Annotated in this window: 13 protein-coding genes and 1 pseudogene; 13 read left to right on the plus strand and 1 reads right to left on the minus strand. The window is 59.4% G+C overall.

The features are described from left to right. Nucleotides 1-300 precede the first annotated feature (300 nt). From tssB to HU770_RS04230, 13 genes and pseudogenes are all read left to right on the plus strand, one after another. Entirely contained in the window at nt 301-804 is a 504-nt protein-coding gene (tssB, locus tag HU770_RS04170; RefSeq protein ID WP_186660765.1) for a type VI secretion system contractile sheath small subunit, read from the plus strand. 17 nt (nt 805-821) lie between these two features. Continuing rightward, a complete protein-coding gene (gene tssC, locus HU770_RS04175; RefSeq protein ID WP_186660756.1) occupies nt 822-2,312 on the plus strand; it encodes a type VI secretion system contractile sheath large subunit in 1,491 nt (496 codons plus the stop codon). Further along, the gene (gene tssE / locus HU770_RS04180; protein WP_186660747.1) at nt 2,309-2,719 is read left to right on the plus strand and encodes a type VI secretion system baseplate subunit TssE; all 411 of its coding nucleotides are present in this window, start codon (nt 2,309-2,311) and stop codon (nt 2,717-2,719) included. Before tssC ends, tssE begins: the two co-directional genes overlap by 4 nt. 3 nt (nt 2,720-2,722) lie before the next feature. After that, nucleotides 2,723-4,489: a type VI secretion system baseplate subunit TssF gene (gene tssF / locus HU770_RS04185; protein ID WP_186660745.1), complete on the plus strand. Its 1,767-nt coding sequence runs from the start codon at nt 2,723-2,725 to the stop codon at nt 4,487-4,489. Further along, complete coding sequence (gene tssG, locus HU770_RS04190) at nt 4,453-5,469, plus strand: type VI secretion system baseplate subunit TssG (protein ID WP_186660736.1); 1,017 nt, start codon at nt 4,453-4,455, stop codon at nt 5,467-5,469. The genes tssF and tssG overlap by 37 nt, the downstream gene beginning before the upstream one ends. Further along, nucleotides 5,466-6,029: an FHA domain-containing protein gene (locus tag HU770_RS04195; RefSeq protein ID WP_186663115.1), complete on the plus strand. Its 564-nt coding sequence runs from the start codon at nt 5,466-5,468 to the stop codon at nt 6,027-6,029. Before tssG ends, HU770_RS04195 begins: the two co-directional genes overlap by 4 nt. Next, a complete protein-coding gene (gene tssJ / locus HU770_RS04200; protein ID WP_186660732.1) occupies nt 6,026-6,820 on the plus strand; it encodes a type VI secretion system lipoprotein TssJ in 795 nt (264 codons plus the stop codon). Before HU770_RS04195 ends, tssJ begins: the two co-directional genes overlap by 4 nt. 55 nt (nt 6,821-6,875) lie before the next feature. Next, nucleotides 6,876-8,213: a type VI secretion system baseplate subunit TssK gene (gene tssK, locus HU770_RS04205; RefSeq protein WP_186663116.1), complete on the plus strand. Its 1,338-nt coding sequence runs from the start codon at nt 6,876-6,878 to the stop codon at nt 8,211-8,213. A 43-nt stretch (nt 8,214-8,256) separates the two neighbouring features. Further along, a complete protein-coding gene (gene icmH / locus HU770_RS04210) occupies nt 8,257-9,057 on the plus strand; it encodes a type IVB secretion system protein IcmH/DotU (RefSeq protein ID WP_186663308.1) in 801 nt (266 codons plus the stop codon). Nucleotides 9,058-9,191: 134 nt separating this feature from the next. After that, nucleotides 9,192-9,716, plus strand: coding sequence for an Hcp family type VI secretion system effector (locus HU770_RS04215; RefSeq protein WP_186663117.1), 525 nt, complete (start codon nt 9,192-9,194; stop codon nt 9,714-9,716). A 74-nt stretch (nt 9,717-9,790) separates the two neighbouring features. Then, nucleotides 9,791-10,546 (plus strand): annotated as a pseudogene (vgrG, locus tag HU770_RS04220) (type VI secretion system tip protein VgrG); the annotation flags it as partial. A 1,182-nt stretch (nt 10,547-11,728) separates the two neighbouring features. After that, nucleotides 11,729-13,108 carry an MFS transporter gene (locus HU770_RS04225; protein ID WP_186663119.1) on the plus strand — a complete coding sequence of 460 codons (1,380 nt, stop codon included), beginning with the start codon at nt 11,729-11,731 and terminating at the stop codon, nt 13,106-13,108. A gap of 12 nt (nt 13,109-13,120) precedes the next feature. Next, the gene (locus tag HU770_RS04230; protein WP_186661243.1) at nt 13,121-13,471 is read left to right on the plus strand and encodes a cupin domain-containing protein; all 351 of its coding nucleotides are present in this window, start codon (nt 13,121-13,123) and stop codon (nt 13,469-13,471) included. A 106-nt stretch (nt 13,472-13,577) separates the two neighbouring features. Here HU770_RS04230 and HU770_RS04235 read toward each other — a convergent pair whose 3' ends face one another. Further along, nucleotides 13,578-14,639, minus strand: coding sequence for a GlxA family transcriptional regulator (locus HU770_RS04235; RefSeq protein WP_186663120.1), 1,062 nt, complete (start codon nt 14,637-14,639; stop codon nt 13,578-13,580). Nucleotides 14,640-14,784 lie beyond the last annotated feature (145 nt).

Genomic DNA, 14,784 nt, shown 5'->3' on the forward strand with positions numbered 1-14,784 from the left:
GCCGTGCACACTTTTCCTACAAGCACGCACCAATAAACGCACTCACACACAGCCGACCCAAATAAAATCACCACGAGCCTAGTACATAGAACCAACTGCACACAAACAAATATTCGCTTACATTTTCCCGCTCGACCAAGAGACATTATTTACTGCATGGTTTTTATAGGCCACCGACAACTATATAGAGCCAACCATTGAAACTTAGGAAATTTCCTACAAAACAAGTATCGCAATTAAACACGCGACAATACGGACCTTGCAGAAAACGATCAAAAACAACCAGTGAGTTAAACGCCAATGTCAAAAAACACAGGCTCTGTAGCGCCTAAAGAGCGCATAAACATCAAGTATGTTCCTGCCACCGGGGACGAACAGGCCGAAGTAGAGCTGCCGCACAAAATGCTCGTCCTGGGCGATTTCGGCTTGGATGACAGCCGGGCGCTAGAAGACCGCGCGGTCATGCGCATTGATAAACACAGCTTCAACAACGTCCTGAGCGAAGCCGACGTGCGCCTGAATATGTCAGTGCCCTCCCTGCTCAGCACCGCCCCCGACGCCGAGCTGGCGGTCAGCCTGCAGTTCAAGTCCATCCATGACTTCGGGCCGGACCAGATCGCTCGACAGGTACCCGAACTGAACAAGCTATTGGAGCTGCGCGAGGCGCTGGTCGCCCTGAAGGGCCCGCTGGGCAACGTGCCGACATTCCGCAAGCAACTGCAACACCTGTTGAGCAATGAGCAAACCCGCAAGCAGCTCGCCAAAGAACTGGACCTGGTGCTTGAGGCGCCAAAAGAAGACTGAGACAACGGAGCGAACCCATGCCAAAGCAAAACAGCACTACCGTCGCCGTTGATACCCCTGCCGAAACGTTGAGCCCAACCACGCTGCTTGACCAGATCATGGCGCAAACCAAATTGGTGCCTGCGCAAGAAGGCTATCAGGTCGCCCGGCAGGGTGTATCTGCCTTTATTGCCGACATCCTCAAAAACCATGACCCAGAGCAACTTATCAATAAGCACCGTGTCGACCAGATGATTGCGGAACTGGACCGGGTGCTCAGCAAGCAGATGGACGCCATCGTGCATCAGCCCGCGTTCCAGCAGCTTGAGTCTTCCTGGCGCGGGCTGAAACTTCTGGTCGACCGCACGGACTTCCGCGAAAACATCAAGCTCGAAGTGTTGCATGTCAGCAAAGCCGATTTGCTCGATGATTTCGAACATGCGGCTGATATCACATCCAGCGGCATGTACAAACACGTTTACACGGCCGGTTACGGCCAATTCGGTGGCGAACCGGTTGCGGCCATGGTGAGTGACTATAACTTCGGCCCGTCCTCACCGGACATCAAACTGCTGAGCTACATGGCCTCGGTGGGCGCCATGTCGCATGCGCCCTTTCTCGCAGCGCCGTCCCCCGAATTCTTTAACTTGAGCAGTTTCGAAGAGCTGCCCAATCTCAAGGAAATCAAAGACATTTTTGCAGGGCCTCGGCATGCCAAGTGGCGGGCTTTCCGTGAAAGCGAGGACGCCCGTCACGTGGCCCTGACCGGGCCGCGGTTCATGCTTCGCTCCGTCTACCACCATCAGGACCAGCCGATCAGCAGCTTCAACTACGACGAGAACATCGACGGCCGGCATGACAATTATCTCTGGGGCAGTTCCGCGTTCCTGCTGGCCAGTTGCATCAACGACAGCTTTGCCCGCTACCGCTGGTGCCCGAATATCATCGGCCCGCAGTCGGGTGGCGCCGTCGAAGACCTGCCGGTTCATTTGTACGAATCCTTGGGCCAGTTGCAGGCCAAGATCCCGACCGAAGTGCTGATCTCCGATCGCAAGGAATTCGAGCTGGCTGAAGAAGGCTTCATCGCCCTGACCATGCGCAAAGACAGCGATAACGCGGCGTTCTTCTCCGCCAACTCGGTGCAGAAACCCAAGCACTTCCCGAAAACCGCTGAGGGCGTGCAGGCCCAGACCAACTACAAGCTTGGCACCCAGTTGCCCTACCTGTTCATCGTCAACCGGCTTGCCCACTACATCAAGGTGCTGCAGCGCGAACAGATCGGCAGCTGGAAGGAACGGCGGGACCTTGAATCCGAGCTCAACAAATGGATCAAGCAATACGTCGCCGACCAGGAAAACCCTTGCGCCGATGTTCGCAGCCGCCGCCCGCTGCGTGCAGCCAGGGTTGAAGTCTCGGACGTTGCCGGTGACCCGGGTTGGTACCAGGTTTCACTCGCCGTGCGCCCGCACTTCAAATACATGGGTGCGAATTTCGAGATTTCCCTGGTCGGGCGGCTCGACACGCAATGAGCGCCCTTTTCGATCGCTTGATGGCGGACCAGTCCACTCCCCGAGAGCCGTCCCGGCGGGAGAGCGCTTCGCAAAAATTCGCCGCCATCAAACGCCACCTTGAAACCTTGCTCAACGCCCGCCAGGGGTGCTCGCAGAGCAGCCCTGACCTGGGCCTGCGTGACTTCAACGGGCATGACGTGAGCAGCGGCGAATTGCTTGCGCAAGTGAGCGCGGATATTCGCCGCACCCTTCAACGCTACGAGCCACGCATACAGCTGCGCACCCTTAAAGCCGTACCCGATGTTCACGCCCCACTGGACTTGCATTTCAGGTTGGATTGCCACGTACAGGTCAACAACCACACGGAGCAGCTGCAACTCGAGCTGCTGGTCAACGGGCACAACCGTTACACCCGAGTGAGGTGACCCATGTCACTAAAGGACCGATTCAGCGAAGAGTTGCACTACCTGCGCGAGCTGGGGAACGACTTTGCCAAGGACAATCCACAGCTCGCCCGGCTGCTAGGCAAGGGAGGTAGCGACCCCGATGTGGAACGCCTGATGGAAGCCTTCGCGTTCCTGACGGCCAAGCTGCGGCTCAAGCTGGAAGACGACCTGCCAGAGCTGACCCACCCCATGCTGCAGTTGCTGTGGCCGAATTATCTGCGGCCCCTGCCCAGCGCGACGATCATCCAGTTCACGCCGCTCAAGCAGTCCCTCAGCCAGTCACAGCACATCCCCAAAGGTTCAAGGCTGTTCTCGAAGCCAGTAGACAGTGTGGCCTGCGAATTTCGCACCTGTACTGCGGTGAATATCCATCCGTTCGAGATCGAGGCGGTGGGCGCAACCCAGACATTGGACAGTTCGGTGGTTCGCATCGACCTTCAAGCATTGGTTGAGCGGCCACTGAACAGCCTGGGCTGCTCCAGCCTCGACTTCCACCTCAGCGGCGATAGCAGTAACGCCCGCACGCTGTACTTGTGGCTTTCCCAGTACCTGAAGCAAGTCAGCGTGACCATCAACGGTGAGGTGCGCCGGCTACCGGCCAGCAGCGTCCTCTTCCCGGGGTTCAGCCCCGACGACGCCTTGTTGCCCTACCCGCAGAACGTCTTTGACGGCTATCGCATCCTGCAGGAGTACTTCGTCTTCCCCCAGCGGTTTCACTTCTTCAGCGTGACCGGGCTGGAAAAACTGTGGCCCGTTCATGCCAGCCAACAGGTGAGCATGGCGTTTCACTTCACGCGTCAACTACCTGACTCACTGCGTGTCGGCAAAGCAGACTTCAGCCTGTATTGCACACCGGCGGTCAACCTGTTCGCGCACAGCGCCGAACCGATCGACCTGTCCAACGAGCACGCCCAGGTCCAACTGAAGCCTAAAGGCTCAGAGCAGTCCGTTTACGAAATTTTCAGTGTCGACCACGTCATCAGTACCCGAGCGACGACAGATGGGGGTAGCGGCGAGTACCTGCGGACCTTCCGCCCATTCGAGTCGTTTGCGCATGAAATCGAGCACGTGCAAGGGCGCACCGCGCTGTATTACCGCTACCAGCTCGAAGACTCGCTGCGCGGTGATGGCGTCACCCATCGCATCTCGTTCGTCCGCGCCGATGCCAACGCCTACATTGGCCAGCTGGAAACAGCGTCGATAGACCTGACCTGCACCAATCGGGACCTGCCGCTGGCGTTGGGCGTCAATGACATCAACGTGCTCACCGAGGTCACGCCGCCGCTCGCCGCCTATACCAACATCTGCGCGCCTACCCGCCCCTATCGCCCCGTGCTGGACGGTCAGTTGCAGTGGGCATTGGTCTCCAACATGTCGCTCAACTACCTGTCGCTGCTCTCGGTAGAGCCGTTGAAAGCGGTCATCCGTACCTACGACTTCGCAGCCTTGCACGATATCCAGCAAGCACGCACCACCGCTAAACGCCTCGACGGCATCCGTGAAATTCACACCGAACCTATGGATTGGCTGATCAAGGGGCAGCCCATCCGCGGCCTGCACACCCGGTTGAAGCTGGACCAGGCCGCCTTCCTCTGCGAAGGCGACTTGTACCTGTTCAGCTGCGTGCTCGCCCACTTCTTCGCGCTGTACGCGAGCATCAATTCCTTCCATCAACTGGAAGTGATCAACACCACCAACAACGAGCACTACACATGGCCAATCCAGACCGGCAAGCAACCGCTGATCTAGCCGACAGGCTGCTCGCCGACGCGCACCAGTACAACTTCTTCCAGTTGCTGGAGCGCTTGCACGGCTTGCACGGTGATGACCTGGAACCGCGCTGGCCAGACGAGGCCACCCGGCTGCGCGTGCGCCTGGCCAGCGATCCGCGGCTGACCTTCCCTGTGTCGGACGTATACAAAGCCGAACGCGTGCCCGGTGAACAGCCGCGCTATCGCGTTTGCACCACCTTCATGGGCTTGCATGGCACGGACTCACCGTTGCCCACCTATTACCTGGAGCAGCTGGCTTATGAACATGCGCAGGGTATTGGCGTGCGGCCGGCCTTCTTCGACTTCTTCAACCATTATGTGCTCAGCCTGCTGCATCGCATCTGGCGCAAATACCGCTACTACATCCGTTTTCAGCCGGGTGCCAGCGATGAATTCTCGCAGTACGTGTTCGCCCTGCTCGGGCTGAACAACAAGCAACTTCGAGGTGACACAGCGCTGCCCTGGAGCCGGCTGCTCAGCTTTGCCGGCGTCATCGCCAGCCGCAGCCGCGCGCCGGGCACCGTCGCCGGCATCATTGCCCATTGCTTCGATCTGAAGCACGTGCATATCCGTGAATTCGAAACGCGCTCGGTGCCCACTACGGGCAAACAGCGGGTCAGCCTCGGGCGTAGCAACGGCGAGCTGGGCAGCAGCTTCATGGTCGGCAGCCGCACGCGCACCCGCAGCAGCAAGTTCACCCTGGTGATCAGTGAGCTAGACCAGGCCCAGTTGCGAGACCTGCTGCCCAGCGGCATCAACTTCGGCCGCGTGCGGGCATTGATCGACTTTCTACTGCGTGATGGCCTGGCTTATGACCTGGAACTGCGGTTGAAGCAGAACGCGCTGCCACCTTTCTGCCTGCACCGTAACCAAGGCGCCTATCTGGGCTGGACCAGTTTTGTCGATGACCGCCATGGCGAGATCAGCCCCGTCGTGCGCTTTCGGGGGCGCGCATGAGCACATTGATCTTGAGCATCTCCAACCTCGACCAGTTGCAGCACGGCGTCACTGCTCGGCATGCGTTCGATTGCAAGGGCGGCACCATCGGCAGCGAAGGCGCCAATTGGCTGATCGATGACCGTCACCATACCGTTGCAGCGATCCACTGCGAAATCCGTTGGCTAGAGGGCGGCTTCTGCGTGATCGACCGCTGCAACCGCACCTACCTGAACGACAGCATCAACAGCCTGGGAGCACTACCCCCCAGGCGCCTTCTGGAAGGCGACCAACTGCGTATTGGCGCTTATCGGCTGCACATTCAGTACGCGCTCACCCATGCGCAGTCGCTGGAGGACCTGTTCAGCCCTGCCCCGCGCGTGCTCGACCAACTGATAGCCGATGCTCCAACCCAGGCTTGGCAACCGAGGCATTCAGCCCCCCACGCAGCCGTCGAGATCGGCTCGGTGTTCGAGCCTGCCAGTGGCAATGACCCTCTGGCAGCACTGAATGCCGTGCCGGATGCGAGGGCGTCTGAAGACAACCTGCTGCAACGTTTGATTGCAGGAGAACGCCCATGACGCGTCATCCGTTGGTAATCGCCCTGCTGGTCGCAATGGTTGGGCTCTCCGCCTGCACGTCCTTGAGCAGAGTAAGGCAAGTGGTCATGGACCCTTCACTGCCCATTGGGCCGCCCAAGGATCATCCCACCGAGGTCGCGTTCAGCATTAATGCCAGCCCCACGCTGAATGGCAACCCGAACAGCATCGACCTGCCGACTGAACACGAGAGCGTCCTGGAGCCCAGCCCCTATGGGGTCAGCTTGAGCGCGGGCGACCCTTATGCACTGACAGAGAAAGTGGCGAGCCTGTTCGCGTTCTTGCAGGCGCAATTTCCAGCGATGTCCCCCGTCGAAATGGCCGAGGACGACGAAGCTGACCTGCAACGCTCCCCCTTGGAAGAGAGCACACCCGGCAGCTATGACGACCCAACGGTAGTCCTTACGTTGCCACGCACAACGGCCGTCGCCGCAGAACCTGTTGCGACCCCCATCGCCATCAAGATCCTGCAACTGCGCGACGACTCACTGCTGCGTAACAGCGTGTATCGACTGCTAGACGAAGACCCGGCCACGGCCCTGCGCAGCACCTATATCCGCGATGACGATTACCTGCTGCGCCCCGGCCAGTTCAAGTTCATCCCCTTCGCGCCCATCGAGCCCGAGACCCGTTTCGTCGCAGTCATCGGCGACTACCAAAACCAGGAAAACGCCACCTGGCAGCAGGTGCTGCGCATTCCCCCACGGGGCCGCCAGATCATCCTTTCGGTGCTGGTCAACGACACACAGATCCTGCTCAAGGAGGAAGACTGATGACGCTTGCACACCTGTTGCCCCTCTCGCTTACCCACGCTGACATGGAGCCCTCATGAGTTCACGTAACCCCGTCCTGTGGCCCGAGGGCCTGTTCGTCAAGCCGCAACATTTTCAGCAGGCGGCCCGGGCCACGGAAGCGGCGCTGCACCAGCGCCTTGGCAGCCTCAGCGCAGCCTTTTATGGCTTCAGCGAACTGCAGTTGAACGATGAGTACCTGAGCCTGGGCAAGATCGCCATCACCCGGGCGCGGGGCATCATGCCGGACGGCACGGTGTTCGATATACCCGCAGACCTGCCGCCGCCGCCGCCGCTGGAAATCGATGATGATGGCGCCAAAGACAGTGAGGTGTACCTGTGCCTGCCGCTGCGCACCGAGGGCGGCCGCGAAGTGAGCTGGCCCGACAACACCGCCAACTTCCGTTACATCGCCCAGGCGTATGAGATCAAGGACACCCACACCGCCGACGGTGATTTGGCTCAGGTCGACCTCGCCATGCCCAACCTGCAGCTCAAACGCAAAGCCGAAGACAGCAGCGCCTACACCCGCCTGGCCCTGGCCCGTATTCTCGAACGGCGCCCCGACGGCAGCCTGCAGCTGGATGAAGCGTTTTACCCCACCAGCATATCGGTGCGCGCGGTGCCGGCGCTGCAGCGCTTTCTCGAAGAAATCTGCAATACCCTACGCGAACGGGCACGCAACCTCGCCACCCGCATTGGTGCATCGGGCCAGTCCGGGATCGCCGACATCCGCGACTTCAACCTCTTGCAAGCCATGAACCGCTGGTGGCCCTGCTTCCGCCACCTGGCCAGGCAAGCGCAGACGCACCCTGAGCAGCTCTACCTGTGCATGAGCCAGGCCTGTGGCGAGCTGGTGACCTTCACCGACGAGACCCGGCTGGCGCAGGAATACCCTGCGTATCACCACACCGCGCTGCACACCTCATTCAAACCGCTGCAAGAAACCTTGCGCCGGGCATTGAGCACAGTCCTGCAACCACGCGCCGTGTCGCTACCGTTGGAGTCCCTGGACTACGGCGTGATGACGACGACGCTGGAAGATCGCCGCCTGATCGACGAAGCCGACTTCATCCTCGCCGTGCGCGCCAATCTACCACCACAATCGCTGCGCCAGATGTTTGTGCAGAAAGCCAAGGTTACCTCGCTGGAGTCATTGAACGACCTGGTGCCACTGCAACTGCCCGGTATCCCCTTGAACCCCTTGCCCGTGGCACCTCGCGACCTGCCCTTCCATGCAGGTTTCAGCTACTTCGAACTGGACCGGCGAGACCCGGCCTGGGCGTGCATGACAAAGGCCAATGGGTTCGGCATCCACATTGCGGGTGAATTCCCGGGGCTTGAATTGCAGTTCTGGGCGATCAGGGGCGAATGAGATGAGAGAGAACAGTCAAGACAGTGTGGGTGAACATTTCGGCATGCCAGGCAAGGCGCCTATAGAGGGCAAGCGGTCTGCAGGGAACGCCGAGCCAGAGAAGGAACAGGCTGAGCCTACCTTCGAGGGTTATGCCGCTGATCCCGACTTCCAGCTACGGGGCGGCTACGCAAACCTGATGCTGGATGCTGCTGCCCCCCTGTTCGGCCTGGTCATGCGCCTGCGCACCCTCGATACATTGCCCAACATCAAGGACGTGCACGGGCAAGTCCGCAACCAGATCGCTAACATCCAGGAAGAAATGCGCCAGCACGGCTATGACCCCGCTCAGTTGCTGGCGTACTCGTATGGCCTGTGCCTTTACATTGATGAAGCCGTCATGGAAAGGCCCTGGGGCAAGAACAGCTGTTGGAGCCAGGAGCCACTGCTCAGCATCTTCCACCACGAAACCTGGGGAGGGGAGAAATTCTTCACCGTGCTTTCCCGCCTGATGCAAGAACCCCAGCGGTATCAGGACGTACTGGAGTTCATGTACTTCGCGCTGGCCCTAGGCCTGAAGGGCAAGTACGCCATCGCCCCGAAGGGCGAAGAAACACTCAATGCCTTGATTCACCAACTCCACGGGATCATCCGCGAGCTCCGCGGCCCTACGCCGGAAGACGTCTGCGACCCCTACACCCACGTGGCCCCGCGCAACTTTCGCATGAACCGGCAATGGCCGTGGTGGAGCCCTCTGCTGGCGTGCGCCTTTGCCATGGCGGTGGCCTATGGGATCTACAGCTACCGCCTGCACCTGGTCACCACCGAGGTACTGGAGTCGCTCAACGGCATTTTGCAGCAATAACCAACCGCCACACGGCGCCACTGAATTCAACGAATTAGCGGGGTTGCTGCCTCGCTGACAAGCCCATCGTTTCCGATGGCCACGCCACCTTGGGGTGCGCGTGTTTTATCCAAATGGACGCAGGAGAAACTGCCATGCCAACACCCGCTTACATCGCAATTGAAGGTACGTTTCAAGGCCTGATTACGAAAGACGCTTTCACACCTGACTCTGTAGGTAATGTTTATGTCGAAGGCCACGAGAACGAGATCCTCGCTCAGGAAATCAAGCATCAGGTAACCGTGCCGACTGACCCACAGAGCGGACAACCCTCTGGGCAACGCATTCACAAGCCCTTTGTGTTTACGTGCGCGCTGAACAAAGCAGTTCCTATGTTGTATCAGGCACTAGTAAGGGGTGAAGTACTACCTATGACCACTGTCCGGTGGTATCGAACATCGGTTGAAGGGAAGCAAGAGCATTTCTTCACAACAGAGCTAGTTGACGGAATCATTGTCGACATCAACAGCGTACTACCCCATGCACAGAATAAAGTGAACGAAAATTATACACAGCTCATTGAGGTATCGATGACTTATCGCAAAATTACCTGGGAGCATAGAGTAGCCGGGACGTCGGCTATTGACGATTGGCGCAAACCCATAGAAACCGCCGTTTGATCTAGCACGCTTGCAGCCGGGCGGGCAATTATGCCCGGCTGTCAGAACTACCAGGCGGCCGACAAGGATCTCTTATGCCTCGCCAATCCGATCTGCATTACAGCTTTCAGCCCCTCGTGGGCGATGCTCAATTCGACGTCGTGTCGTTCACGCTCAAGGAAGGCATCAGCCAACCCTTCTCGCTCGCGCTGGAACTGACCAGCTTCCAGGACGACATCGACTTCGGCCAGCTGCTCGACCAACCTGTGCTATTCACCCTCTGGGACCGCGAACGCCCCGTGCGTCATGTGCATGGCCTGGTCAGCCGTTTCAGCCAAGCGGAGAGTGGCTTCTACCGCACCTACTACCACGCGCTGATCGAACCGCAGCTGGCCCGCGCCAAGCTGCGCTCGAACTGGCGCATTTTCCAGCACAAGAGCGTCCCGCAAATTCTCGAACTGATGCTCAAGCGCCAAGGCATCAAGCAGTTCGAGCTACGCGCCTCCATGGACCATCAAGCGCGCGAGTTTTGCGTTCAGGCCGGCGAAACGGACCTGGACTTCATTGCCCGCCTGGCCGCTGAGGAAGGCTTCGTCTACCGCTTCGAGCACAGTGCAAAGCGCCACAACCTGATCATCACCGACCGGCTGCAATCGCTCGGTATGATCAGCCTTGGGGCCATCAAGGCCGAGGAGGAAGACGAGGGTTTCTTCGAAGAGGGCAAGCCGCTCGTTCCCTACACCGTGCTGTACCAAGCCAACAGCGGCGGCGACCAGGAAAAACCCTGCCTGCGGCGCCTGCGCTACAGCGAACAGGTACGTAACGCCCAACAGGTGCAGCGCGACTACACAGTCAATAGGCATAAAATAATCTATTCATACGAGGAAATTTTTTTCTACGCTGGCATAGCAGAGCAACAAAACTGGTAAAACCTCCAAAAACTTAGCAGGTTATCGTATAAAAAATAGCCGGAGGAGATATGGCCCGTAGCTAGTGAAACGCTTCGACAAGTTCGCGAAGAGCTATGCCGGCATGGTCTCAATTACTCAGCACCTAATTGACCATGCGCCGAGAACAAACAAGGGCAATGGACACGAGCACTGACTTGGCTGTATTTCTTGAGCAACTACCAGGCACAATTAGAGCAGTTAGAAAAAGACAGAAAACCACCTTAGACTTTTATGAGCAAGGCATAGAAAGATACTTAGAAATCTCTACTCCAGACATCGATGACCTGCATGACGTTCTTTGCACTAGCCATACTAAACTGGAGGCCCGACCCTGAAATCGAAAAAAATTACAGCCCTGAGCTACTGGAAATGTTATGCATAGCAAACAATACCCTTATCACAATATTGACAGAAGTATCGCCAAGCATAATCAATCACCCTTGAATCATGGATTGGAGGAACACTTAAGTTTATTTGTAATTTCGGTGATACCTATCGAGACCTAACTACCAATGACGATCTGAACAGCTTCGAGCCGCTGGACAGAATTGACGGAATGCCAAACAGCGAGGAAGTCCTCTTAGGCGGCCTGCCCGAACAGCTGACAAATATCCAGGGTAATACAGGCTGGTGCAGCGAGTATGTGACATGGGGAACCCCACGCGGCGAGTGGCCGGCCCCGAAGCAGCATTCTGCACGGCTCACTCGACGTACGCGTGATCGAAGCGCGTTTCAAGACCGCCCCCATCAACGCGCACCGCATAACAGCAGTGAGCAAGCCTGACATGGCTGACACCGTAATGGCCCACTAACAAGGCCAGTGGCCCCCCGAGTCTGTATAGCGCCCATAGGCAGCGGCATCGCCACCCGCACCCTACCCCGTCACCACTGGGCTGGACACCCGCACAGGCGTGGCCGCCATCCTGCGCGCCAACGAAATTTAATAAGTCCCGTTACGGCAGGTGCCAAGCCACCCGGCAAGGGCATGCCATGACCCGTCCCAACCGTTATATGGAACCTCTGCGGCCCGGTGCGATAGTGCGGCGGCGCTACTGCGTCGAATAACAACAAGAGGTAAGTCCAATGTCCGTATCGAAACGCTCCGTCGAAGATGCGCCACTCAATGCGTTCCACCGCAAGCTGACGGTCTATTCCGCTGGCGGGCCGTTCCTCGACGGCTATGTGCTGAGCATCATCGGCGTGGCCATGCTGCAGATCACCAATGCCCTGCAACTGTCCGCCTTCTGGGAGGGGCTGATTGCTGCCTCGGCGCTGATCGGGGTGTTCCTTGGCGGGTTTCTGGGGGGGTGGTTCACCGACAAGTACGGGCGCAAGGTGCTGTACCTGATCGACCTGATCGCCATTGTCGGGTTTTCGGTGGCGCAGTTCTGGGTGGAGTCGGCCTGGGCGCTGTTTGCCTGGCGGCTGTTGATCGGTATCGCGGTGGGCGCCGACTACCCCATCGCCACCTCGCTGCTGGCCGAGTTCCTGCCACGCAAGCAACGCGGGCCGCTGCTGGCCGCGATGGTGCTGATGTGGTTCGCCGGGGCCGCCGCTGCCTACATGGTCGGTGAGCTGTTGCTGCGTGTCGGCGGCGACGACGGCTGGCGCTGGGTACTGGCCAGTGCGTTGGTGCCGGGTGCCTTGTTCCTGATTGCCCGTAGCGGCACGCCGGAATCACCACGCTGGCTGCTGAGCAAAGGCCGCACTGCCGAGGCGGATGCAGTGATCAAGCGGGTTTATGGCCAGGACTACTCCATTGCCGACCTGCCGGAGCAAGTCAGCGACAAACCCGTGTCGGTGTGGTCGCTGTTCCACTCCGGCTACGGCAAGCGCATGGCCTTCGTCACGCTGTTCTGGACGTGCGCCATCGTGCCGCTGTTCGCCATCTACGCGTTCGCCCCGAAAGTGCTGCAGGCGCTGAAACTCACCGGTGACTGGGCGGCCTATGGCTCGATCGCCATCACCTTGCTGTTCACCCTGGGCTGCCTGGTGGCCACCAAGCTGATCAACCGCCTGGGGCGGCGCAAGATGCTGATCCACAGCTTCCTCTGGTCGGGCATGTCGCTGTTGCTGCTGGGCCTGTTCCCCGATGCATCACCCACCACCGTGCTGGTGCTGTTTGGTGCCTATGCGGTGCTGATTGGCGGTGCTCAGGTGCTGGAGTACGTCTACCCCAACGAACTGTTCCCCACCGAAATCCGCGCCTCCGCCGTGGGCCTGGCCACTTCGCTGTCGCGTGTTGGCGCGGCCGTGGGTACCTACCTGGTGCCGATCTCGCTGGTGTCCTACGGCATTGCCAACACCATGTTCGCCGCCGCCTTGATCTCGCTGTTCGGTGCACTGATCTCGTGGTGGCTGGCGCCAGAGACCAGCAAGCTCGACCTGCAACAAGCCGCCGCGCTGGGCAGCACCAGCGCTGCACCGTCACCGTCCCACAAAACTGTCGCTCGTAAAGCCTGAAGGAGCCCTTCCATGACTCAAGTACTTACCGTTGTACGCAATGCCGCTGCTTCGCCCTTGGGCGCACCCGCCCCTGCCCGCCTGCCGATCGGCGAACCGATTGCCCTGGCCGCCACGGCGCAGGAGCAGACCGATGAAGCGGTCGGCGCCAGCATCGGCGTCTGGGAAAGCAGCGCGGGGGTGTTCCGCCGCTACCTGAAAAACCGTGAGTTCAGCCACATCGTCAGCGGCAGTTGCACCTTCACCCCCGACGGCGGCGAGCCGGTCGAGCTGCGGGCGGGCGACGCGGTATTGTTCCCGGAGAACTGCGAAGGCGTGTGGGACATCCACGAGACCCTGCGCAAGACTTACGTGTTGTTCTAGGCGTGAGACAGTTCGGATCGAGACTCAGGGGTTTGGCTGGTTTTGACAGTGCATCTGACTGAGATTTTGGGGCCGTTAGCGGCCCCAAAAAAGCTTGAGCAACACCCTACAACTCCGGGTCCAGCCCTACCTTGTCCCCATGCCAATCGAACCGCTCCACCTCGTGGCGCCGCTTGCGGAAGCTGTACGGCGTCTCGCCATACTGCTTGCGGAACCACAAGATGAAGTGCGACGCATCGGAAAACCCGCACGCCAAGGCAATGGTGGTGATGTTCTGGCTGGTATTCACCAGCAACCGCCGCGCATGGTCCAGGCGCAGCTTGCGCCAATAATTGGCCGGTGGTTCCTGGGTGTTGGCGACGAACTCGCGATGCAACTGGCGAGGATGGGTGCCCACCGCCTCGGCCACGGCCTTGAGCGTCATCGATGCATCCAGGTTGGCGCGCATGAAGGCAATGGCGCGCTGCACGCGGTCGTTCTGGTACACCGAATCACTGGCGGCCTGGCCTTCCTGCTGGTCGGCGCGCTCGTCCACCAGCAGGTACTCCAGCCCTTTTTGCGCGCGCACCGCACCGCAATGCCTGCGGATCAGGTTGGCCGCCAGGTCGATCGCCGTGCCGCCCGGGCAGGTGATGATGCCACGGTCATCCACATAGCTCTTGTCGATCACTGCGGTGGACAGCGGGAAGCGCTCCTTGAACTCGTCGCGCAAGGTGAAATGCAACGCGCAACGCCGGCCATCGAGCAGGCCTGCCTTGCCCAGCACGAACGACGCCGAACACAGGGCAATGATCGGGATGTTCGCGGCATGCACCTCACACAGCGCATCAAGCAGCCAGCCTGGCGGGTTGCGCGTTTCGCTCAACAGCCCGCCCGCCAGCACGATGTAGTCGTACTGGGCAAACAGGTTCAGCGGCTTGGTTGGCGAAATGGGCATGCCACAGCTGGCGGTGATCGGTTGGTCGTCGAGGGTCATCCAGTCCCATTGGCAGTACACCTGCTGGCTGCGGAACGACTTGTCGGCGGCGAAGCGCAGCGAATCGACCAGCCCGGCGACGGGCACCAAGGTGAACTGATTGAGAAGGAGGAAACCGACCCGCAGTTCAGGCTTGATCTGCGAGACGGTTTCGGCGGCCTGCGGTTGTTGTAGGTATTGTTCGGCGACCATGGACGCTGCTCTCATCACATCCGAAGTGAATGCCATTCTAAGCGTACACCGGCGTCCGCCCTATCATATTCAGCACTATAAATAGAAGATCTCAGACAAGGCAGGACGCTACGGTTGTCTGTCTAGATACCCCGCCAAGGCCTCG

Source organism: Pseudomonas sp. SWRI68 (assembly GCF_014269165.1).
In the GTDB taxonomy this organism is placed as follows: Bacteria; Pseudomonadota; Gammaproteobacteria; order Pseudomonadales; family Pseudomonadaceae; genus Aquipseudomonas; species Aquipseudomonas capeferrum.